At 74.3% G+C, this 21,134-nt stretch carries 20 protein-coding genes; 13 read left to right on the top strand and 7 right to left on the bottom strand.

The genetic code is table 11. The features are described from left to right. Nucleotides 1-78: 78 nt before the first annotated feature. Nucleotides 79-1,248, bottom strand: coding sequence for a pyridoxal-phosphate-dependent aminotransferase family protein (locus KME75_RS19115; protein ID WP_219416220.1), 1,170 nt, complete (start codon nucleotides 1,246-1,248; stop codon nucleotides 79-81). 216 nt (nucleotides 1,249-1,464) lie between these two features. Here KME75_RS19115 and KME75_RS19110 point away from each other — a divergent pair, with 216 nt between their 5' ends. The 10 genes from KME75_RS19110 to KME75_RS19065 all read left to right on the top strand — a co-directional run bounded on the left by KME75_RS19110 (nucleotide 1,465) and on the right by KME75_RS19065 (nucleotide 10,932). Continuing rightward, a complete protein-coding gene (locus KME75_RS19110) occupies nucleotides 1,465-2,823 on the top strand; it encodes an SLC13 family permease (protein WP_219416219.1) in 1,359 nt (452 codons plus the stop codon). A 2-nt stretch (nucleotides 2,824-2,825) separates the two neighbouring features. Beyond that, complete coding sequence (locus KME75_RS19105) at nucleotides 2,826-4,040, top strand: CaiB/BaiF CoA transferase family protein (RefSeq protein ID WP_219416218.1); 1,215 nt, start codon at nucleotides 2,826-2,828, stop codon at nucleotides 4,038-4,040. Beyond that, nucleotides 4,037-4,810 carry an enoyl-CoA hydratase gene (locus KME75_RS19100; RefSeq protein ID WP_219416217.1) on the top strand — a complete coding sequence of 258 codons (774 nt, stop codon included), beginning with the start codon at nucleotides 4,037-4,039 and terminating at the stop codon, nucleotides 4,808-4,810. The genes KME75_RS19105 and KME75_RS19100 overlap by 4 nt, the downstream gene beginning before the upstream one ends. A 47-nt stretch (nucleotides 4,811-4,857) precedes the next feature. Next, nucleotides 4,858-5,652: an IclR family transcriptional regulator gene (locus tag KME75_RS19095; RefSeq protein WP_219416216.1), complete on the top strand. Its 795-nt coding sequence runs from the start codon at nucleotides 4,858-4,860 to the stop codon at nucleotides 5,650-5,652. A 25-nt stretch (nucleotides 5,653-5,677) separates the two neighbouring features. Further along, nucleotides 5,678-6,172, top strand: coding sequence for a hypothetical protein (locus KME75_RS19090; protein WP_219416215.1), 495 nt, complete (start codon nucleotides 5,678-5,680; stop codon nucleotides 6,170-6,172). A 34-nt stretch (nucleotides 6,173-6,206) separates the two neighbouring features. Next, a complete protein-coding gene (locus KME75_RS19085) occupies nucleotides 6,207-6,653 on the top strand; it encodes a DUF421 domain-containing protein (RefSeq protein WP_219416214.1) in 447 nt (148 codons plus the stop codon). 12 nt (nucleotides 6,654-6,665) lie between these two features. Further along, nucleotides 6,666-7,901, top strand: coding sequence for a cation:proton antiporter domain-containing protein (locus tag KME75_RS19080; protein WP_219416213.1), 1,236 nt, complete (start codon nucleotides 6,666-6,668; stop codon nucleotides 7,899-7,901). Nucleotides 7,902-7,930: 29 nt separating this feature from the next. Further along, on the top strand, nucleotides 7,931-9,292 hold the full coding sequence (locus tag KME75_RS19075; RefSeq protein ID WP_219416212.1) for an NAD(P)/FAD-dependent oxidoreductase: 1,362 nt from the start codon (nucleotides 7,931-7,933) through the stop codon (nucleotides 9,290-9,292). Nucleotides 9,293-9,369: 77 nt separating this feature from the next. Next, a complete protein-coding gene (locus KME75_RS19070; RefSeq protein ID WP_219416211.1) occupies nucleotides 9,370-9,690 on the top strand; it encodes a hypothetical protein in 321 nt (106 codons plus the stop codon). Nucleotides 9,691-9,726: 36 nt separating this feature from the next. Then, complete coding sequence (locus KME75_RS19065; RefSeq protein WP_219416210.1) at nucleotides 9,727-10,932, top strand: cation:proton antiporter; 1,206 nt, start codon at nucleotides 9,727-9,729, stop codon at nucleotides 10,930-10,932. Here KME75_RS19065 and hutI read toward each other — a convergent pair. The 5 genes from hutI to hutH form a co-directional block, all read right to left on the bottom strand. Further along, a complete protein-coding gene (hutI, locus tag KME75_RS19060; protein WP_219416209.1) occupies nucleotides 10,929-12,104 on the bottom strand; it encodes an imidazolonepropionase in 1,176 nt (391 codons plus the stop codon). The genes KME75_RS19065 and hutI overlap by 4 nt on opposite strands. Nucleotides 12,105-12,162: 58 nt before the next feature. Next, nucleotides 12,163-13,479 carry a formimidoylglutamate deiminase gene (locus KME75_RS19055; protein ID WP_219416208.1) on the bottom strand — a complete coding sequence of 439 codons (1,317 nt, stop codon included), beginning with the start codon at nucleotides 13,477-13,479 and terminating at the stop codon, nucleotides 12,163-12,165. Next, entirely contained in the window at nucleotides 13,476-14,663 is a 1,188-nt protein-coding gene (locus tag KME75_RS19050) for an allantoate amidohydrolase (RefSeq protein ID WP_219416226.1), read from the bottom strand. The genes KME75_RS19055 and KME75_RS19050 overlap by 4 nt, the downstream gene beginning before the upstream one ends. 17 nt (nucleotides 14,664-14,680) lie before the next feature. Continuing rightward, on the bottom strand, nucleotides 14,681-16,339 hold the full coding sequence (hutU, locus tag KME75_RS19045) for a urocanate hydratase (protein WP_219416207.1): 1,659 nt from the start codon (nucleotides 16,337-16,339) through the stop codon (nucleotides 14,681-14,683). Nucleotides 16,340-16,408: 69 nt separating this feature from the next. Then, nucleotides 16,409-17,974 carry a histidine ammonia-lyase gene (gene hutH / locus KME75_RS19040; protein WP_219416206.1) on the bottom strand — a complete coding sequence of 522 codons (1,566 nt, stop codon included), beginning with the start codon at nucleotides 17,972-17,974 and terminating at the stop codon, nucleotides 16,409-16,411. A 91-nt stretch (nucleotides 17,975-18,065) separates the two neighbouring features. On the opposite strand from hutH, the gene KME75_RS19035 reads away from it, so the two are divergent. After that, nucleotides 18,066-18,839, top strand: coding sequence for an IclR family transcriptional regulator (locus tag KME75_RS19035; RefSeq protein ID WP_219416205.1), 774 nt, complete (start codon nucleotides 18,066-18,068; stop codon nucleotides 18,837-18,839). A gap of 128 nt (nucleotides 18,840-18,967) precedes the next feature. Further along, nucleotides 18,968-19,462 carry a MarR family winged helix-turn-helix transcriptional regulator gene (locus KME75_RS19030; protein ID WP_219416204.1) on the top strand — a complete coding sequence of 165 codons (495 nt, stop codon included), beginning with the start codon at nucleotides 18,968-18,970 and terminating at the stop codon, nucleotides 19,460-19,462. A 33-nt stretch (nucleotides 19,463-19,495) separates the two neighbouring features. Here KME75_RS19030 and KME75_RS19025 read toward each other — a convergent pair whose 3' ends face one another. After that, nucleotides 19,496-20,674 (bottom strand): THUMP-like domain-containing protein, encoded by a 1,179-nt coding sequence (locus KME75_RS19025; protein WP_308282894.1) that lies wholly within the window; start codon nucleotides 20,672-20,674, stop codon nucleotides 19,496-19,498. 100 nt (nucleotides 20,675-20,774) lie between these two features. Here KME75_RS19025 and KME75_RS19020 point away from each other — a divergent pair. Next, nucleotides 20,775-21,134, top strand: a 360-nt coding sequence (locus KME75_RS19020) for a spermidine synthase (protein ID WP_372452628.1), incomplete at its 3' end; no start/stop codon positions are given.

Below are 21,134 nucleotides of genomic sequence, written 5' to 3'. Positions count from 1 at the left end.
GGCGGGTGTAGTCGTCGAACCCGACCTCGCCCTCGATCTCGCGCGACAGGGCGGCGGTGAGGTCGGTCATGAGGTCGGTCATCCGGCGTCGCGCAGCACGTCGAGGGCCGCCTCCACGCCTCCGGGCTTGATCGGTACCCCGGCCAGCTGCAGGCCCATCTGCACGCCGGAGAGGGTGCCGGCCAGCGTGAGGTCGTTGAAGTGGCCGAGGTGCCCGATCCGGAAGACCTTCCCGGCGAGCTTGCCGAGCCCGGCACCGAGCGACATGTCGAACCGCTCCAGGATCACCGCGCGCACGGCGTCGGCGTCGTGGCCCTCGGGCAGCAGCACCGCGGTGAGCGAGCCGGAGTGCTCGCGCTCGTCGGCGCAGAGGATCTCCAGCCCCCACGCGCGGACGGCGGCGCGGGTGGCGGCGGCGTGCCGCTGGTGGCGGGCGAAGACGTTCGGCAGCCCTTCCCCGGCGAGCATCGCGCACGCCTCGCGCAGCCCGTAGAGCAGGTTCGTGGCGGGGGTGTAGGGGAAGAAGCCGCGGGCATTGGCCTCCAGGATCGGCGCCCAGTCCCAGTACGACCGGGGGAGCCCGGCCGACCGGGACGTCTTCAGCGCCTTCGCGCTGATCGCGTTGAAACCCAGTCCCGGTGGCAGCATCAGGCCCTTCTGCGACCCGGAGACGGTGACGTCCACGCCCCACTCGTCGTGGCGGTAGTCGATCGAGGCGAGCGAGGAGATCGTGTCGACGAGCAGCAGCGCGGGGTGGCCGGCGGCGTCGATCGCGGCGCGGACGTCGGGTACCCGGCTGGTCACGCCGGTGGAGGTCTCGTTGTGCACCACGCACACGGCCTTGATCTCGTGGCCCCCGTCGGCGGCGAGCCGCTCGCCGATGGCCGCGGGGTCGGCGCCGCGCCGCCAGTCGCCGGGCAGCACCTCCACCTGCAGCCCCAGCCGCCCGGCGAGCTCGGACCAGAGCGTCGAGAAGTGGCCGGTCTCGCTCATCAGCACCCGGTCGCCGGGGCTGAGGGTGTTGACCAGCGCGGCCTCCCACGCCCCGGTGCCGGACGACGGGTAGACCACGACCGGTCCCGCCGTGCCGAACACCGGGCCCAGTGCGGGCAGCAGGGCGCGCGTGAGCTCGGCGAACTCGGGTCCGCGATGATCGATCGTGGGCGCGGACATGGCCCGCAGCACGCGGTCCGGCACGTTCGTCGGACCGGGGATCTGCAGGAAGTGCCGGCCTCCGGTGGCGGTCATCGCTCTCCCTCGCTGCTGGTCGAGACGCTCTCGCATCGTGGAAGTGGTCTACCGCATAGCGGCCGAGTCGTCCACTCTTGGTGCCGGAAGCACGGCAGCAACGATTTCGCCGGGGTTGACGCTGAGATGTAAGCACGCCCATACTTCCGCCCGGAATTGGACTTCCGCATTACGGAACGCGTACCTCCCGCCATCGCCTGCCGTGAGGAACTGCCCATGTCCTTCGAAGTCATCTCGATCCTCGCGCTGGTGGCCGCGTTCGTCATCGCCACCGTGTTCCCGATCAACCTCGGGGCGCTCTCGCTCGTCGCCGCGTTCGTCATCGGCTCGCTGGTGCTCGAGGGGAGCCCGGACGACGTCGCCGACGGGATCTTCGCGCAGTTCCCCGGCAGCCTGTTCGTGATCCTGGTCGGCGTCACGTTCCTCTTCGCGATCGCCCGGGCCAACGGCACCGTCGACTGGCTCGTGCACGTCGCGGTCAAGGGTGTGGGCGGCCGGATCGCCCTGATCCCGTGGATCATGTTCGCGGTCACCGGGGTGCTCACGGCGTTCGGCTCCGTGGTGCCCGCAGCGGTCGCGATCATCGCGCCGATCGGGCTCAGCTTCGCCGTGCGCCACAAGATCAACCCGGTGCTGATGGGTCTGTCGATCATCAACGGGGCCAGCGCGGGCGGCTTCTCCCCGATCAGCATCTTCGGCGTCATCACCAACACGGTGGTGGCCGAGAACGACCTCCCCGGCAGCCCGCTGATCCTGTTCCTCGGCAGCCTGATCTTCAACGTGCTGCTGAACGTCGTGATGTTCTTCCTCTTCGGCGGACGGAAGCTGCTGGGTCGCCGGGCCGAGGAGGGGCCGGTGGGCGCGGCGGAGCCGGGCGCGACGCAGCTCGCCAAGGGCGGCCCCGGCGCGGCGAAGGCCACCACCAGCGGAGCCACCGGCGCGTCTTTCAAGGAAGGCGACCACGAACCGGTCACCACGCTCGACCTGAACCGGTCGCTGACCCTCGTCGCGCTCGTCGGCGTGGCGGTCGGGGCACTCGGGTTCGGCCTCGACGTCGGCCTGCTCGCCATCACCGCCGCCGTGCTGCTCTCGTTTCTGGCCCCGAAGGCCTACAAGGGTGCCGTGGCCCAGGTCGCGTGGCCGACCGTGCTGCTGATCTGCGGCATCGTCACCTACGTCAACCTCATGCAGGAGATCGGCACGATCGACTTCCTGGGCAACCAGGTCGCGTCGATCGGCGTCCCGCTGCTCGCCGCGCTGATCATCTGCTACATCGGGGCCGCGGTCTCCGCGTTCGCCTCCACCACCGGCATCCTCGGCGCCCTGATCCCGCTCGCGGTGCCGTTCCTGCTCGCGGGCGAGGTCGGCGCGATCGGGCTCATCACGGCGCTCGCGATCTCCTCGTCGATCGTCGACTCCAGCCCGTTCTCCACCTCGGGTGCCCTGGTCACGGCCAACACCCCCGACGAGCAGCGCGACTACGTCTACCGCCGGCTGATGCGGTGGGGATTCTCGATGGTGGCGATCGGCCCGGTGGTCACCTGGCTGCTGCTGGTGGTGCCGGGTTGGCTGTAGGCATGCCGCAACCTGACGACGGCCCGCTCGCCGGGCTCACGGTGCTCGAGATCGGCGTGTTCATGGCGGCCCCGTTCGCCACCATGCAGCTCGCCGATCTCGGCGCCCGGGTCATCAAGATCGAGAATCCGGCGGCGCCCGATCCCACGCGAGCGACCGCGCCGTTCCTCGAGGGCGGCGACGGGACGCGCCACAGCTCGCCGTACGCCCGCCTCAACCGGAACAAGGAGTCGGTGGTGCTCGACCTCAAGTCCGACGCGGGCCGCGCCGCCTTCCTCCGGCTCGTCGCGGGCGCCGATGCGCTCGTCGAGAACCTCCGGCCGGGCGCGCTGCGCCGGCTCGGGCTCGGCCCGGACGAGCTCACGGCGCACAACCCCCGGCTGGTGTACGCCTCGGCGTCGGGGTTCGGGCAGGACGGGCCGCTGGCCGCGCTGCCCGGCCTCGACATCATGGCCCAGGCCCGCTCCGGGCTGATGAGCATCACCGGTACCCCGGACGGCGACCCGGTCAAGGTCGGCGTGCCGATCTGCGACCTGGTCAGCGGTCTGTACACGGCGCTCGCGGTCACCGCCGCCTTGCGCCAGCGGGACCGGGACGGGCGCGGGCAGCGGGTGGACGTGTCGCTGCTCGAGTCGGCCGTCTCCCTCGCCGTGTGGGAGGCCGGGAAGTACTTCGCCACCGGCGAGGTCGGTCGGCCGCTCGGGTCCGCGCACCAGACGCAGGCGCCCTACCAGGCGGTGCGGTGCGCGGACGGCTGGGTGACCCTCGGGGCGATCACGCCCAAGACCTGGGACGGGCTCTGCACCGCGCTCGACCTGCCGCACCTGCACGACGACCCGCGCTACGCCGACTCGGCCGCCCGGCACGACCGCCGGGACGAGCTGATCGGCGCGATCGAGGAGGCCACGACGGCCCGGCCGAGCGCCGACGTCGTCGCAGCCCTGGAGGCCGCGGGCGTGCCGTGTGCGCCGATCAACGACTACGGCCAGGTGTTCACCGACGCGCACCTCGCCCAGCGCGACTACTTCTGGGACGCCGAGCACCCCGATCTCGGGCCGGTCCGCCAGCTCGGGTCGCCGATGCGGCTGTCGCGCACTCCCGCCCGGCGTGGCGGGGCCGGACCGGTGCTCGGGGCCGACACCCGCGCGGTGCTCGCGGAGGTCGGGTACAGCGATGCGGAGATCGGGGCCATGATCGAGGGGGAGGTGGCGGAATGACCGACGAGCTACTGGTGGAGCGCGGCGGGGTGGCGCTGCGCGTCACGTTCAACCGGCCGCAGGCGCACAACGCGCTCACGTTCGCGATGTACGAGGGCCTGTACGAGGCGTGCGAGACAGCGGACGCCGACCCGGACATACGGGTGCTCGTGCTGCGCGGCGCGGGTGGCAAGGCCTTCGTCTCCGGCACCGACATCGCGCAGTTCGCCGGCTTCGACGGCGCCGACGGGGTGGCCTACGAGGAGCGGATCACGCGCGTCGTCCGCAGGCTGGAGGACACGGGCGTGCCCACCGTGGCCGCCGTCGACGGCTACTGCATCGGCGGCGGTCTGGCCCTCGCGGCGGCCTGCGACCTGCGGATCGCCACCGCCGGGTCCCGGTTCGGCATCCCGATCGCGCGGACGCTGGGCAACTGCCTGTCGATGGACACCGCCGCTCTGCTGGTTGCGCACCTCGGGCAGGCCCGCGCGCTCGACATGCTGTTGCGGGCCCGGCTGCTGGACGCCGCCGAGGTGCACGCCGCAGGCTTCGTCACCCAGCTCGCCGACGACGCGGCCGGGCTCGACGCGGCGCTCGCCGACACCATCGCGTCCCTCGCGTCGCACGCCCCGCTGAGCATGTGGGCCACCAAGGCGGCGATCCGCCGGCTGCGGCGCGCCGGGCTGCCCGACGGCGACGACATCGTGGAGCGCGTCTACGCCAGCGCCGACTTCCAGGCCGCCGTGCGCTCCTTCGGGGCCAAGCAGCGACCGACGTGGAAGGGGGTCTGACCGGCGCGCACTAGGCTCGGGAGTCCGCAACTGGCGCAGGGAGAACCATGGGTGGTGTGACGCAGCCGGACCGCAGCGGGGGTGTGCAGTCCCTCGACCGGGCGTTCGCGCTGCTCGAGCACATGGCAGCGGCGGGCGGCGACCTCGCGCTGTCCGAGCTCGCCGCCCGGTCCGGCCTGCCGCTGCCCACGATCCACCGGATCATCCGCACGCTCGTCGCGTCCGGGTACGTGCGGCAGCTGCCGTCGCGCCGCTACGCGCTCGGGCCCCGGCTGATCGGGCTCGGCGACGCGGCTTCACGGATGCTGGGCGAGTGGGCCCGCCCGCAGCTCGCCGAGTTGGTGGACCAGGCGGGGGAGACCGCGAACCTGGCCATGCTCGACGGCGATGCCGTGGTCTACGTGGCGCAGGTGCCGTCGCGGCACTCGATGCGGATGTTCACCGAGGTGGGCAGGCGGGTGCCGGTGCACTGCACCGGCGTGGGCAAGGTGCTGCTGGCGCAGCTGCCGCCGCCGGACGTCCGCGGGCTGCTCGCCCGCACCGGCATGGTGGCGCAGACCCCGCACACGATCATCGACCCGGACCGGCTGGCCCGCGAGCTGGAGCGGATCCGGCACCAGGGCTACGCCGTCGACGACGCCGAGCAGGAGCTGGGCGTGCGGTGCGTCGCCGTCGCGGTGCCCGGCGGCCCGTCCACCACCGCCCTGTCGGTCTCCGGCCCGGAGACCCGGGTGACGTGGGCGGCCGTCGAGCGGATCGTCCCGCTGTTGCAGCGGGCCGCCGCGGCGCTCGCCGGCGACCTCGCCGGTCGCGGCGCGATGACCCGAGCGTCGTTTCGATGATCGTCACCGCGGGTACGGGTGCTGCGTGGCGACCACGTCCGATCTGCAGCTGGAGGAGCCCGAGAGGGCTGGACGCCGCACGGAGGTCGCGCAGCGCGTCGCGTGGGGCGTGTTCGCGCTCATCGCGCTCGCCGCGCTCGCCGGCCTGATCGGGCCGGGGCCGCTGAGCTCGGCCACGGTCACCGACCCGTCGGGGCTCGTCCGGATCGACTACGACCGCTTCACACGCTTCAAGGGCGACTCCAGCCTCCAGTTGCAGGTGCAGCCCGCGAAGCCCGGTACGGCCGAGGTGTGGATCTCCTCGGAGTTCCTGTCCGGCGTGCAGATCCAGCAGGTGTGGCCGCAGCCGGACACGTGGACGGCCGCGAACGGCGGTGACGTGCTCACGTTCCCGGTCAGCGACACGGATCCGGTCACCGTCGAGATGCAGGTCCGGCCCGACCACATCGGGATGCTCCGTGGCGCGATCGGCGTACCGGGCGGGGAGCCGGCGCAGTTCTGGCAGTTCGGCTACCCCTGATTTCCGCTGCCCCTCTTCGAGGAAGGAACCCGACGTGGACGCGATCCTGCGCGCTGCGATCGTCTACGTGGCGCTGCTGGTGATCTTCCGGGTCATGGGCAAGCGCGCGCTCGCTCAGGTCACGACGTTCGACCTCGTCGTCCTGCTCATCGTGTCCGAGGCCACCCAGCAGGCGCTGCTCGGCGAGGACTACTCGATCTCGATGGCGGTGCTGGTCGTGCTCACGCTGGTGGGGCTCGAACGCATCGGCGACTACGTCAGCTGGCGCTTCCCGAAGGCCGGCCAGATCATCGACGGCGCGCCGGTGGTGCTGATCGACCGCGGCACGCCGCTGCAGGACCGGATGCGCCGCCACCACATCCGGATGGACGAAATCCTCCAGGAGGCGCGCACCAACCAGGGCCTGAGGAGCGCCGACGAGATCGACTACGCCGTGCTCGAACGCTCGGACACGATCAGCATCGTCCCGAAGCAGAGCTAGCCCCGCGGCCTCATGCTGGAGATCAGCTTTCTGGACGTACTGCTCGTTGCGGCCGGCGCGTTGGCGGTCGTCACGGTCGCGGTGTCGGGGCTCATCCGGCAGTTGCCTGTCTCGGAGCCGTTGGTCGCCCTGCTCGTCGGCGTGCTGCTCGGCCCGCAGGTCGTCGGGGCGCTCGACGCGGAGCCGCTGACCGTGGAGTCGGCGCACCTGCACGATGCGTCCCGGCTGCTCCTGGCGCTGTCGGTCGTGGCGGTGGCGCTGCGCTATCCCCGCGAGGCGGTTCTCCGTCGCTGGCGTCCGGTCGCCCTGCTGCTCGTCGTGGTCATGCCGCTGATGGCGGTGACGACGGCTGCGGTCGCCGCGACCGTCCTCGGTGTCGGCCTCGGGGTCGCGGCCCTGCTGGGCGCTGCGCTCGCCCCCACCGACCCGGTGCTGGCGTCGAGCGTCGTGACCGGACGCCCGGCGGAGAAGACCCTGCCGGGCCGGGACCGGGAGGTGCTGTCGCTGGAGTCCGGGGCGAACGACGGGCTGGCGTTCCCCCTGGTGCTCGCCGCGCTCGCGGTGGCGGCACCGCTCGGGGCCGGGGCCGCCACCGGGGAGGCGGTCTACGCCGTGCTGGGCGCCGTCGTGCTCGGCGGCGGCCTCGGCTGGCTCGGGGCGCGGGCACTGGCGTACGCCGAGAGCCGCCGGGAGGCCGAGCGGACGCCGACACTGCTGTTCACCGTCTTCCTCGCCCTCGCCGTGCTCGGCGCGTCGGGCCTGTTCCGCCTCGACGGGGTCCTCGCCGCGTTCGCCGCCGGGATCGCGTTCAACCTCGCGGGCAAGGGTGACGAGCGCGCCCGCGATGCCGGGCTCAACGAGTCGGTGAACCGGATGGCGGCGTTGCCGTTCTTCGTCTACCTCGGGGCGGTGCTCCCGTGGGCCGAGTGGGCTGCCCTGGGCTGGCCGGGGGTGGCGCTCGCGGTCGGCGTGCTGCTGCTGCGTCGCCTGCCGTGGCTGCTGCTCCTCGCCCGTCCCCTGGGTCTCCGTCGGCCGGACGCGGTCTACCTCGGGTGGTTCGGTCCGATCGGCGTCTCCGCGATCTTCTACCTCACGCTCGTGGCGGAGCGCGGCGCCGCGACGCCCGAGCTGCTCGCCGCAGGCTCGCTCGTCGTCACGGCGAGCCTCGTGGCGCACGGCATCACGTCGTCCCCGGGCGTCGCCCTCTACCGCCGCCGCGTGCAGGAGCGAGCCACCGCCGGCGATTGAGCCGACCGACCCTCGGGTAGGCGATGGCCATGACGGCGGGGCAGGCAGCGACGAACGGCAGCAACGACGGCACGGGAACGGTTCCGCGGGTCGTGGTGGTCGGCGGGGGGTTCGCGGGGTTCCACGCCGCGAAGGCGCTGTCCCGGCGGCTCGCGGGCACCGCGGAGATCGTCCTCGTCAACCCCACCGACTACTTCCTGTACCTGCCGCTGCTGCCCGAGGTGGCCGCCGGGATCCTCGACCCGCGCCGGGTGTCGATCTCGCTCGCGGCGACGCTGCCCGGGGTGCGGCTGGTCCTCGGTGAGGTCGACGCCGTCGACCTGCAGCAGCGGCGGGTGAGCTGGGTCGGCCCGGAGGGCGGCCGCGACGAGAGCGGCTACGACCGCCTCGTGCTCGCGGTGGGCAGCGTCAACAAGCTCTTGCCGATCCCCGGGGTCGCCGAGCACGCGCACGGGTTCCGGGGCATCCCGGAGGCGCTCTACCTGCGCGACCACGTCACCCGGCAGGTCGAGCTCGCGGCGACGACCGACGACCCGGCGGAACGGGAGGCCCGTTGCACGTTCGTGGTCGTCGGCGCCGGCTACACGGGCACCGAGGTCGCGGCCCAGGGCCCGCTGCTCACCGACGCGCTCGCCCGCAGGCACAGCGGCCTGCGCGGGCAGAAGATGCGCTGGATGCTGCTCGACCTCGCCCCGCGCGTGCTCCCCGGGCTCGACGACCGGCTGGCCGGGACGGCCGACCGGGTGCTGCGCGAGCGCGGGGTCGAGGTGCGAACGGGCGAGTCCGTCGAGGAGGCGACGGCCGACGGCGTGCGGCTCACCACCGGCGAGGAGGTGGCCGCGCGCACGCTCGTGTGGTGCGTCGGGGTGCGGCCGGACCCGCTCGTCGAGGGCATCGGGCTGGAGACGCAGAAGGGCAGGCTCGTCGTCGACGAGTGCCTGGGCGTCCCCGGCCACCCGGCGGTCTTCGCGTGCGGGGACGCCGCCGCGGTGCCCGACGTGACCCGCCCCGGCGAGGTCACCGCGATGACGGCCCAGCACGCCGTGCGCCAGGGGAAGCTGGCCGGGCGCAACGTCGCCGCGTCGCTGGGCCGGGGCACCCGGGCCGGCTACCGGCACCACGACCTCGGTTTCGTGGTGGAGCTGGGCGGGCGGGACGCTGCCGCGAACCCGCTGCACGTGCCGCTGGAAGGGCTCCCGGCGAAGGCCGTGACCCGCGGCTACCACCTGCTCTCGATGCCGGGCAACCGCCTGCGCACCGCCACCGACTGGGCGCTCGACGCCTTGCTGCCGCGCCAGACCGTGCAGCTGGGGCTCGTCCGCTCGCCCGAGGTGCCGCTGGAGACGGCTTCACCCGAACTGCCGCACCGTCCCGGGCGAACGTCGACATAACGGTCTGCTGACGGCCATTGCGCTGGTGGTGTCGGCGGTGTGTGGTGGCGGGTACCTCGTGACCGGAGGTGAGCGGAATGGCGGACGCGAACGAGGCAGGCCGAGCGGCGTGGACGGCGGACGACGACCGTCAGCTCGCCGAGGCGGTGCGGCTGCTGCATGCCGGCGAGGACGTGAACACGCGGCCGGGGGAGACCTGCGTGCCGCACTGGGTGATGGTGGCGCTCCTGCTGGGCCTGGTGGCGCTCACCGGCTCGGCCGTCGCCGTCGTCCTGGTGGCCGCGGTCGGAGCGGTGTGGTGGCTGTTGCACACCGAGGCGACGGCGGAACCGCGCGACGGCCAGGAGGACGGGCCGGTGCCCCGGGGGCCGTTCGGCGGCCCGGGGATCTGGCTCTGAGCGATCGCCTGACCAGGACCGGGAGGGGATGACGGAGTGGTCCTGGTCCTGACGTTCGGCGTCGTGCTGCTGGTGACGGTCGCGCTGTCCGGCCTGGCTGCGCGCTCGGTGCTGTCCACGGCGCTGGTGTTCCTCGTGGCGGGCGCGCTGGTCGGCCCGGGGTTCCTCGGGCTGATCGAGGTGTCCCCGGACGGGCCGATGGTGAGCACGCTCGCCGATCTGGCGCTGTTCACCGTGCTGTTCGTCGACGGCGGCCGCCTGCCGCTGCGCCAGCTGCGCACCGGGTGGCGGCTCTCGGGCCGGGCACTCGGGCTCGGCATGCCGCTGACGATGCTGCTCCTCGCCGTCGCGGGCCACTTCCTGGTGGGCCTGGACTGGACGACCGCGCTGCTGCTCGGCGCGATCCTCTCGCCCACCGACCCCGTCTTCGCCTCGACGATCGTGAGCCGCACCCAGGTGCCGCGCAGGCTGCGCAAGCTGCTCAACATCGAGTCCGGCGTGAACGACGGGCTCGCCCTGCCGTTCGTGCTGCTGTTCCTCTCGCTGACGACCGGAGCCGACGCCAGGCTGGGCTCGATCGGGCTGGAGCTGGTGCTCGGGATCGCGTTCGGCGTCGCGCTGCCGCTACTGGTCGCCCTGCTGTACCGGATCCCGGTGCTCGGGGCGGAACCCCGACTGCAGCCGCTGGGTCCGCTCGCGCTCGCCGTCGTGCTCTACGGGCTGTGTCACCTGACCCACGCCAACCCCTACCTCGCCGCGTTCGCCGCCGGGATCACGCTCGCCACCGTCGCGCCGGCGGCGTCCCGCGCCTTCCACGAGTTCGGTGACCTGGTCTCGGAGCTGACGAAGTTCGCCGCGGTACTGGTGTTCGGCGCGCTGCTCACCCCGGCGTTCTTCCTGGACCTCAGCGTGGGCGAGTGGGCGGTCGCGCTGCTGTCGCTGCTGCTGGTGCGCCCGCTGTCGGTGCTGGTGTCGCTCTGGCGGGCCGGGCTGCCCAAGCGGGAGCGCTACGCCGCGGCGTGGTTCGGCCCGAAGGGGTTCGCCTCGGTGGTCTACGGGCTGTTGGTGGTGCAGTCCGGGATCCCGGCGGCGCAGACGGTGTTCGAGCTGGTCGCGCTGACGATCGCGGTGTCGATCGTGGCGCACAGCATGACCGACGTCCCCGTGTCGAAGGCGTTCGACGTGGAGGAGATCGCCGGGCTGCCGGGCGATCCGGAGCCCGCGCGCCCCGGGAGCGGTTAGGGCGCGAGCTCCAGCGCCCGGGCGATCGGGACGCCCGGCCGGTAGGCGAGATGCAGGTAGGTCGGGGCGTCGAGCACGGTGAGGTCGGCGCGCGCGCCCGCGGCGAGCACGCCGACGTCGTCGCGGCGCAGCGACCGGGCCCCGCCGGCGGTGACGGCCCACAGCGCTTCGGCGGGCGTCATCCCCATCTCGCGCACGGCCAGTGCGACGGCCAGCGGGACCGAGGACGAGTAGCAGGTGCCGGGGTTGCAGTCGGTGGCCAGCGCGACGGTGACGCCCGCGTCGAGGAGCCGTCGCGCGTCGGGGTACGGCGAGCGCGTGCAGAACTCCACCCCGGGCAGCAGCGTGGCCACGGTGTCGCTGCCGGCGAGGGCCTCGACGTCGGCGTCCGACAGGTGCGTGCAGTGGTCCACGCTGGCCGCACCGAGCTCCACCGCGAGCCGGACGCCCGGTCCGGCCGCGAGCTGGTTGCCGTGCACCCGCAGCCCCAGCCCGGCCGCCCGGCCCGCCTCGAGCACCGCGCGGGCCTCGTCGCCGTCGAAGGCGTGCGGGCTGGCCGGCTCGCAGAACACGTCGACCCAGCGGGCGTGCGGGGCGCAGGCCGTGAGCATCTCGCCGCACACGAGCCGGACGTACTCGTCACGCTCCGCGCCGGACGGCACGACGTGCGCGCCGAGGAAGGTGGTCTCGGGCGTCACCTCCGCGGCGAGCCGCAGTGCGCGTTCTTCGTCGGCCACCGTGAGGCCGTAGCCGCTCTTGATCTCCACGGTCGTCGTGCCCTGCGCGCGCATCTCCGCCACCCGCCGGGCGAGCAGCGCGCGCAGGTCGTCGTCCCGGGCCGCGCGGGTGGCGGCCACCGTGGTGCCGATGCCGCCGCCGTCGTAGCGCTCCCCGGCCATCCGCGCGGCGAACTCCGCGGCCCGGTCGCCGGCGAACACCAGGTGCGAGTGCCCGTCCACGAACCCGGGGACGACCGCGCGCCCGCCGAGGTCGACCCGCGCGTCGGCAGGCGGGGCCTGGCCGGCGGAGCCCACCCATGCGACCCGCCCGCCGTCGACGACGAGCGCCGCATCGGCAAGCACCCCGAGCGGTGACCCGTCCCCGTGCGCGCGATCGTTGGTGACGAGCTCGGAGATCCCGGTGACCACCGTCGCCGTCACGACGGCACACATCCCGTGTGGTCCGCACACAGCGCCGGCGCTGTGTGCCGTCTCGAGCGGGTGTGTGCCGTCATCGGTCCCTCCAGAGCGGCGCGATCGCATCCGTCAGCAGCCTGCCTACCGCGCCGAGGCGGTGCTCGCCGCCCGCGACCACCACGTCGCCGTCCACGATCACGGTGTCGACGTCCGCGGCCGTCGCCGCGAACAGGATCTGCGCCGGGTCGCAGCCCGCGGTGCGCACGGTATCGGTACGCACGGCCACGAGGTCCGCGCGCGCCCCGGCGGCGAGCCACCCGGCGTCCGGCCACCCCAGGGCGTCGTGGCGGGTCAGGGCGGCCAGCAGCTCGCCGGGGGTGAACGCGTCGCGTTCCCCGGTGCGCAGTCGCTCGTGCATCTCGACGGCGCGCGCCTCCTCGAACGGGTCGACGACGGCGTGCTGGTCGCTGCCCAGCGACAGCGGGACGCCCGCGGCGCGCAGCGCCTGCGCCGGGCCGATGCCGTCGGCGAGGTCGCGCTCGGTGGTGGGGCACAGGCACACGCCGGTGCCGGCCCCGCCGAGGGCAGCCACGTCCGCGCCGGTCAGGTGGGTGGCGTGCACGGCTGTCGTGGCGGTGGAGAGCACGCCCTCGGCCGCGAGCAGCGCGGTGGGGGTGAGGCCGTGGTGGGCGAGGCAAGCCTCGTTCTCGGCCGGTTGCTCGGACAGGTGGACGTGCAGCGGGCGCCCCGCCGCCACCGCCGCCACCGTGCCCAGTGCGGCCCGCGGCACCGCCCGCACCGAGTGCACGGCGACACCGACCCGCATCCCCGACGTCTCGCGGAGCTCGCCCACCCTCGCCGCCCAGGCGCCGGCGCCGCCGTCGGAGAACCGCCGCTGCACGTCGTCGAGCGGGCGGTGGCCGCCGGCGTCCAGGCCGCCTGCGAGGTAGCAGGTGTCGAGCAGGGTCAGCCGGATGCCGGCGTCGGCGGCGGCCGCGCACAGCGCGTGCGCCATCGCGTTCGGGTCGGCATAGGGCCGCCCCGCGGGATCGTGGTGCAGGTAGTGGAACTCGCCGACCGCGGTGACCCCGGCGAGCGCCATCTCGGCGTAGGCCGCGCGCGCGAGCGCCAGGTAGGAGGCCGGATCCAGCCGGGCGGCCACGGCGTACATCCGCTCGCGCCAGGTCCAGAACGTGCCGCCGTCGTCGTGGGTACGCCCCCGCAACGCACGGTGGAAGGCATGGCTGTGCACGTTCGCGAACCCCGGGAGCACGACGCCGGGCAGCCGCCTGGCGCCCCCGGGGCGTGAACCCGGCCGCACCTCGCGGAACCGCCCGCCGTCCACGACGAACAGCACGTCGGCGGCGGGACCGTCCGGCAGCAGCGCCCAGCCCGCCCAGAAGTCGGTCACCGGGCGAGGTCCTCCAGCACCGCGGCCAGCGCGTCGACACCCGCCACGCAGTCGGCCTCCTCGGCGTGCTCCTCGGGTGAGTGCGAGATCCCGGTCGGGTTGCGGACGAACAGCATGGCCGTCGGGACGCCCGCCGCCGCGAGGATGCCCGCGTCGTGCCCCGCGCCCGTCGGCAGCACGGGGGCGTCGCCGAGCAGCGCGGCGAGGCGGCGGACCAGGGCGGGGTCGAAGTCCGTGGGGCCGGTCCACGACTCCTCCGCCACGGTCCCGCCGTGCTCGTCCACGAGCGCGGCGAGCTCCGCGACGACGGCGTGCACCCGCTCGTCGTCGGCGCCGCGCGCGTCCAGCCAGCCGGTGACGCGGGACGGGATCGCGTTCACCCCGTTCGGCTCGACGAGCACCTTCCCGCAGGTGGCCACGGCCTCGTGCCGCGCCGCAGCCGTGCGCGCGGCCAGCACGATCGCGGCGAACGCGAGCATCGGGTCGTCCCGGTCGGCGAGCCGGGTCGTCCCGGCGTGGTCGGCCCGGCCCGGCAGGTCGAACCGCCACCGCCCGTGGGGCCAGATCGCGGAGCCGACGGCCACCGGGCGGTCGAGGTCGACCAGCCCTCGGCCCTGCTCGACGTGCAGCTCGACGAACGTCCCGATCCGCCGCAGGGTCTCCTCGTCGCGACCCAGGTGGCCCGGGTCGTGCCCGGCGCGCGCCATCGCCTCGCCCATTGGCACCCCGTCGGCGTCGCGCAACGCCCGGCCGCGGTCCGCGTCCAGGGCGCCCGTGATCAGCCGCGACCCGGCGCACGCGACGCCGAACCGCGCGCCCTCCTCGTCGCCGAAGTGCGCCACGGCGATCGGCCGGGCCGGGACGAACCCGCGCTCACGGAGCGCGTCCACGGCGGCGAACGCCGACACGACGCCGAGCGGGCCGTCGAACGCCCCGCCGTCGGGCACCGAGTCCAGGTGCGAGCCGGCGACGATGCCCGGCCCATCCGCGTCGGGGTCGCCCCACCAGGCCCACTGGTTGCCCGCCCGGTCGGTGACGACGTCGAGGCCCCGGTCGGCCGCGGCGGAGGCGAACCACTCGCGCAGCGCCGCGTCCTCGGGTGTCCAGGCGAACCGCCGGTACCCCCCGGTCCGCGGATCGCGCCCGAGGGGCGCGACCTCACCCCACAAGCCGGCAAAACTCACGCCGGGGGCGGGGGGCGTCACCGGGGCTCCGTCATCGGGACTCGGAGGGCGTGTTGCGCTGCCACCTCGCTCGCGTCCTCGTAGCCGGCGTCGGCGTGGCGCAGCACGCCCGTTCCGGGGTCGTTGGTCAGCACGCGCTCGATCTTCTGCGCCGCCAGGTCGGTGCCGTCGGCCACCGTCACCTGGCCGGCGTGCAGCGACCGGCCGATCCCGACGCCGCCGCCGTGGTGGATCGACACCCACGTCGCGCCGGAGGCGGTGTTGACCAGCGCGTTGAGCAGCGGCCAGTCGGCGATCGCGTCCGACCCGTCGGCCATCGCCTCGGTCTCCCGGTACGGCGAGGCCACCGAGCCCGTGTCGAGGTGGTCGCGCCCCATCGCGAGCGGCGCCGACACCGCTCCCGAGGCGACCAGCTCGTTGAACCGCAGCCCGGCCCGGTCGCGTTCGCCCTGCCCGAGCCAGCAGATCCGGGCCGGCAGGCCCTGGAACGCCACCCGTTCCCGTGCGGCGCGGATCCAGCGGTGCAGGTGGTCGTCGTCGAGGAACAGCTCGAGCACGGCGTCGTCGGTGGCGGCGATGTCGGCCGGGTCGCCGGACAGCGCCGCCCACCGGAACGGGCCCTTGCCCTGGCAGAACAGCGGCCGGATGTAGGCGGGCACGAACCCGGGGTAGGCGAACGCCCGGTCGTAGCCGCCCTGGCGGGCCTCGTCGCGCAGCGAGTTGCCGTAGTCGAACACCTCGGCACCCGCGTCGAGGAACCCGACCATCGCCTCCACGTGGCGGGCCATCGACTCCCGCGCCCGGTCGGTGAACTCCTCCGGCTTCTTCGCGGCGTAGTCGTCCCAGTCGTCCAGGTCGACGCCCTCGGGGAGGTAGGCCAGCGGGTCGTGCGCCGAGGTCTGGTCGGTGACGATGTCGACCTCGACGCCACGGCGCAGGATCTCCGGCAGCACCGTGGCGCAGTTGCCCACGACGCCCACCGACAGGGCCTCACCCGCGGCCTTGCTCTCCGCACAGATGCGCAACGCCTCGTCCAGCGACTCGGCGAGCCGGTCGAGGTAGCGGTGCTCCACCCGCCGCCGCAGCCGGGCGGCGTCGACGTCGATCACGAGGCAGACGCCGCCGTTGAGGGTGACCGCCAGCGGTTGTGCGCCGCCCATCCCGCCGCACCCGCCGGTGACGGTCAACGTGCCGGCGAGGGTGCCGCCGAACCGCTTGGCGGCGATGGCCGCGAACGTCTCGTAGGTGCCCTGCAGGATGCCCTGGGTGCCGATGTAGATCCACGAACCCGCGGTCATCTGGCCGTACATCGTGAGGCCGAGGCGTTCGAGCCGCCGGAACTCCGGCCAGGTCGCCCAGTCCCCGACCAGGTTGGAGTTGGCGATCAGCACCCGGGGTGCCCACTCGTGCGTGCGCAGCACCCCGACCGGCCGCCCGGACTGCACGAGCATCGTCTCGTCGTCGGCGAGCGTGGTGAGGGTGCGCACCATCGCGTCGAAGGACGGCCAGTCCCGCGCCGCGCGGCCGGTGCCGCCGTAGACCACGAGATCGTTGGGCCGTTCGGCGACCTCGGGGTCGAGGTTGTTCTGCAGCATCCGCAGCGGTGCCTCGGTCTGCCACGACCGTGCGGTCAGGGTGGTGCCGCGGGCGGCGCGGACGGGACGGGCGCCTTCCATAATGTGCCTCCTTCGTCGGCTCGTGAGTGGAAAACGTTGCCCTGGCGACGTTTTCCACTCACGGGCGCGTCAGCGCAGGGCTCCGGTGACGGACTCCGCGGCGGCCAGTGCCTCGCCGGAGGCGACGTAGCCGACCGCGGCCTCGATCTCGGGGGCCAGGTGGCGGTCCGGGCCGGGCCCGGCGACGTGCGCGCGGAGCCCGTCGCGGACCGCGGCGGTGGCCGGGGCCGGGGTGAGCGGGGCGCGCAGGTCGATGGCGCGGGCCGCGGTGAGCAGCTCGATCGCGACCACGCGGGTGAGCCCGTCGACGGCGCGGCGCAGCTTGCGGGCCGCCGACCAGCCCATCGACACGTGGTCCTCCTGCATCGCGCTGGACGGGATCGAGTCCACCGAGGCGGGCGCGGCCAGGCGCTTGAGCTCGGAGACGATGCCGGCCTGGGTGTACTGGGCGATCATGTGCCCGGAGTCGACGCCGGGGTCGTCGGCGAGGAACGCGGGCAGCCCGTGGTTGCGCGCCACGTCGAGGAACCGGTCGGTGCGCCGCTCACTGATCGAGGCGAGGTCGGCGACGCCGATGGCGAGGAAGTCGAGCACGTAGGCGATCGGGGCGCCGTGGAAGTTGCCGTTGCTCTCCACCCGGCCGTCGAGAGTGACGACCGGGTTGTCGACGGCGGCCGCCAGCTCCCGGCCCGCGACGGTCTCGGCGTGCGCGAGCGTGTCGCGCACGGCGCCGTGCACCTGGGGTGCGCAGCGCAGCGAGTAGGCGTCCTGCACCCGGGTGCACGACGGGTTGCGGTGGCTGGCCATGATCGCGGAGTCGGCGAGCAGCGCGTAGAGGTTCGCCGCGCTGTCGGCCTGCCCGGGGTGCGGGCGCATCGCCTGCAGGTCGGCGGCGAATGCGGCGTCGGTGCCCAGCAGCGCCTCCACGCTCATGGCCGCGGCGACGTCGGCGGTGCGCAGCAGCAGGCGCAGGTCGGCACAGGCAAGCACCAGCATGCCGAGCATGCCGTCGGTGCCGTTGATGAGCGCCAGCCCTTCCTTTTCCGCGAGGACGAGCGGCGAGATGCCGGCGGCCGCCAGCGCGTCGGCGGCGGGGACCAGGGTGCCGGCGGCGTCCCGGACCTCGCCCTCGCCCATCGCGGCCAGCGCGCAGTGCGCGAGCGGGGCGAGGTCCCCGGAGCAGCCGAGCGAGCCGTACTCCCGCACGATCGGCGTGATCCCGGCGGTGAGCATCGCCGCGTACGTCCGGCCGGCCTCGGCCCGCACGCCGGTGCGGCCGGTGGCGAGGGTCGACAGCCGCAGCAGCATCAGCGCCCGCACGACCTCGCGCTCGACCTCCGGCCCCGAGCCCGCCGCGTGCGACCGGACGAGGCTGCGCTGCAGCTGCGCACGCAGCGCCACCGGGATGTGGCGGGTGGCCAGCGCGCCGAAGCCGGTGGAGACCCCGTAGTGCGGTTCGACGTCGTCGGCGAGCGCCTCGACGACCTTCCGGGTGGTCTCCATCGCGTTCTCGGCATCACGGGACAGGGCGACGCCCGCCCCGTGTCGGGCCACGGCGACGATCTGGTCAGGGGTCAGCGGGTCGAGTCCAACAGTGACGGAGCTCGACCCGGTAGGCAGGTCCACGGCACGCATCAGCTCATCGGACACCCGCACGGGCCGCCCCCACCATCGTCGGAACGAGATCAGTGTCCGGGATACCGGACAGTTTGGTAGCGTCAGCCGAATGCCCGATCGGGTGAAGGTGCCTGCGGCCCAACAGGTGCTCGCCATCCTGCGGTACCTGGCCCGGCAGGCCGGTCCGGTGCCCGCGGCCGCGGTCGCCCGCGACCTCGGGCTGCCGCGGTCCACCGCGTACCAACTTCTCGCGACGCTGGCCGACAGTGGGTTCGTGGTGCACCTGGCCGACGAGCGCCGCTACAGCCTCGGGGTGGCGGCCTACGAGCTCGGAACCGGCTACTCACGGCAGGAGCCGCTGCAGCGGGTGGCGCGGGTGCCGCTCGCCCGGCTCGTCGACCGCACCGGGCACAGCGCGCACATGGCGGTGCTGCACGGCCGGGAGGTCATCTACGTCATCGAGGAACGCGCCCGCGGGCGGCCGCCGCTGGTGACCGACGTGGGGGTCCGGCTGCCGTCCCAGCTCACGGCCAGTGGGCGGGCGATGCTCGCGGCGCTCCCGGCCGTGCAGGTCAGGGCCCTGTTCCCGGACGCGAGCGCGTTCGTCACCCGGCACGACTCCGGGCCCCGCTCGCTGTCGGCGCTGCGCCGGCTGCTCGTGGAGACGCGGCGGCGGGGCCACGCCACGGAGGACGGGGAGGTGACGCCCGGCTTCGCCTCCATCGCGGCGGCGGTGCTCGACCACACCGGGCACCCGGTGGCGAGCGTCGCCACGACGTTCCCCCAGGAAGAGGCGGCGCCGGAGCTGCACGCCCGGCTCGTGTCCGAGGTGCGGCGGACCGCGCGCGCCGTGACGAACCGGATCGGGGGGTGCGCGGGATGAACGTCCCCCACGCCGCGGGCCCGGACCCCCCGTCCCGGCCCGCGGCGGAACTGCCCCCGGACACGCACCTTAGTATCACGACCTCCGGAAATCACGAGTTTCGTGACATGTTGCACGGGAGGCGCGCCATGGCGTCGACGGGAGCGGCCGAGGGAGACCGCAGGCGCGAGCTCCTGCGTCGCGTCGCCGTGCAGGGCAGACTGCTCAACCTGGCGACGACGAGCCTGTCCCACGCCGCGGCGGCCCGGCTCGGCCTGCAGGCCGTCGACCAGCAGTGCATCGGCCTGCTGCACCGGACCGGCCCCGCGAGCGTCGGCGAGCTCGCGCAGCTCGCCGGCCTGACCGCGAGCTCGATCACCGGCGTCGTCGACCGCCTGGAGCGGGCCGGCCACGTGCGCCGTGAGCCCGACCCGCGTGACCGTCGGAAGGTCATCGTCGTGCCGCTGCCGTCCCCGACGGCCGAGGAGATGTTCGCGCCGCTCCAGCGGCGGATCGCCGAGCTCAACGACCGGCACTCGGACGCGGAGCTCACCCTCGTGGCCGACTACCTGGAGCAGGTGACCGCGCTGATGCAGGAGCACGCCGCCGCGCTGCGGGCGGAGCGGCCGGCGAAGGCTCCCTGACCGCCCCGGCCCGACCACCGGGATCCCGTCCGGTCAGATGTCGACGCAGACCAGACCCCACGGCCGGTCGCGGACGCGGGTCATGACGAGCGTCGCCCGGCGCGAGCCCGACAGCCGGAGCCTGCGGCGCAGCGCGTCGACGTCGCCGGCGAGCCCGCGGCGGCGGATGTCGACGGCGCCGACGTCGAGCTCCCGCAGCCGCTGCGGGAGCTTCTTCTGGTTCCACGACGCGGAGTCGATCACCCGCAGCGTCCTGGCGAACGGTGTGGTCACGGGGCGGTCGGCGGCCAGGAACGCGATCTGGTCGTCGATCTTCCAGGCCCCGACCGCGCGGGCGAGCTCCTCGACGGCGCCCGCCCGCGTGACGGCCGGGTTGGGGTCGAGCAGGAACTCGCCGGGTTCCTGCACCGGCACCGGGTCGCCGGGGCCGGGGACCAGGGTGTGCCCGCCGGGCAGGAGCGTGGCCCGGGTCGGGGCGGTGGCGAGGGCGGGCGACCAGGCCACCGCCTCCTTGAGGTCGCGCCCGAGCGCGACGAACTCGAGCTCCCAGCCCGGCGGCACGGCGTCGTGCGGCAGGCCCGGCGCGGCCTTGATCCCGACCGCGGGTACCTGCGCGGCGAGGCCCGTGCACCACTCCAGCGGGGGCTCGCTGTCGCCCGTGCGCATCCGCTGCCGGTCCGACCGCCGAGCGGGATCGACGAACACGGCGTCGACACCCCTCAGGTCGACGTCCCGCACGTCGGCGTTGCGCGTGGTCACGCGGTCGGCCATCCCGTGCACCCCGGCGTTCTGCAGCGCCATCCACAGGTGCAGCGGATCCCGGTCGACGGCGAGGACGTCGCTGCCGGCCGCGAGCGCGACGAGGTCGCCGCCGATCCCGCAGCAGAGGTCCGCGATCGCGCCGAACTCGGCGTAGCGGTGCGCCCGGTGGCGCGCCACCACCTCGGCCGACGCCTGCTCCCAGCCCGCCCGCGTGAAGAACATGTCCTGCGCCGACGCGAACTTCTCCGCCGCCCGGTGTCGCAGCTGCTGCTGGCCGAGCGCGTCGACGACGAGCTGGGCCGGGTACCGGGCCCGCAGGGCCGTGCCCAGCCGCAGCGCGTCGGCGTCGGTGACGGCCTGCCCGGGCAGCTCGGCGAGCAGCTCCCGGCCCTGCGGCGTCAGCAGTGCCTCGAAGCGGCCGATCAGCGCGTCCGGCTCGCTGGTGTCCACCCCGGTCAACCTCTCACGTGCCCGCGGCGCGACCGCGGGGAGGGCCGGAGATACTCGGGACGTGGGCAGCCGGCGCGATCGGACGGGGCCGCGGGAGCGCGTGGCGACCGGCCTCGTCGAGCTCGTCGCCGACGTCGACCGCCCGCGCGCGTGGACGGTGTTCGTCGACGGGACGCCGCAGTCCCACGTGGACCTGGACGACCCGACGCACCTGCAGTTCGAGTACGTCCGCAGGCTCGGGCGGGTCGTCGACGCGGCCGCGCCGCCTCGGCGGCCGCTGCGGGCGATGCACCTCGGCGGCGCGGGGTTCACGCTGGCCCGCTACGTCGCCGCCACCCGGCCGCGGTCGACACAGCAGGTCGTCGAGGTCGACGGGCCGCTGGTCGAGTTCGTGCGCCGGGAGCTGCCGCCGGACCGGACCTGGCGGCTGAAGGTGCGCACCGGTGTCGCGCGCGAGGTG

The sequence above is a fragment of the Pseudonocardia nigra genome (genome assembly GCF_019396355.1).
Lineage (GTDB): Bacteria > Actinomycetota > Actinomycetes > Mycobacteriales > Pseudonocardiaceae > Pseudonocardia > Pseudonocardia nigra.
Note: the sequence above shows the minus strand (reverse complement) of the source record. Positions and strands in the feature narration are given on the sequence as shown.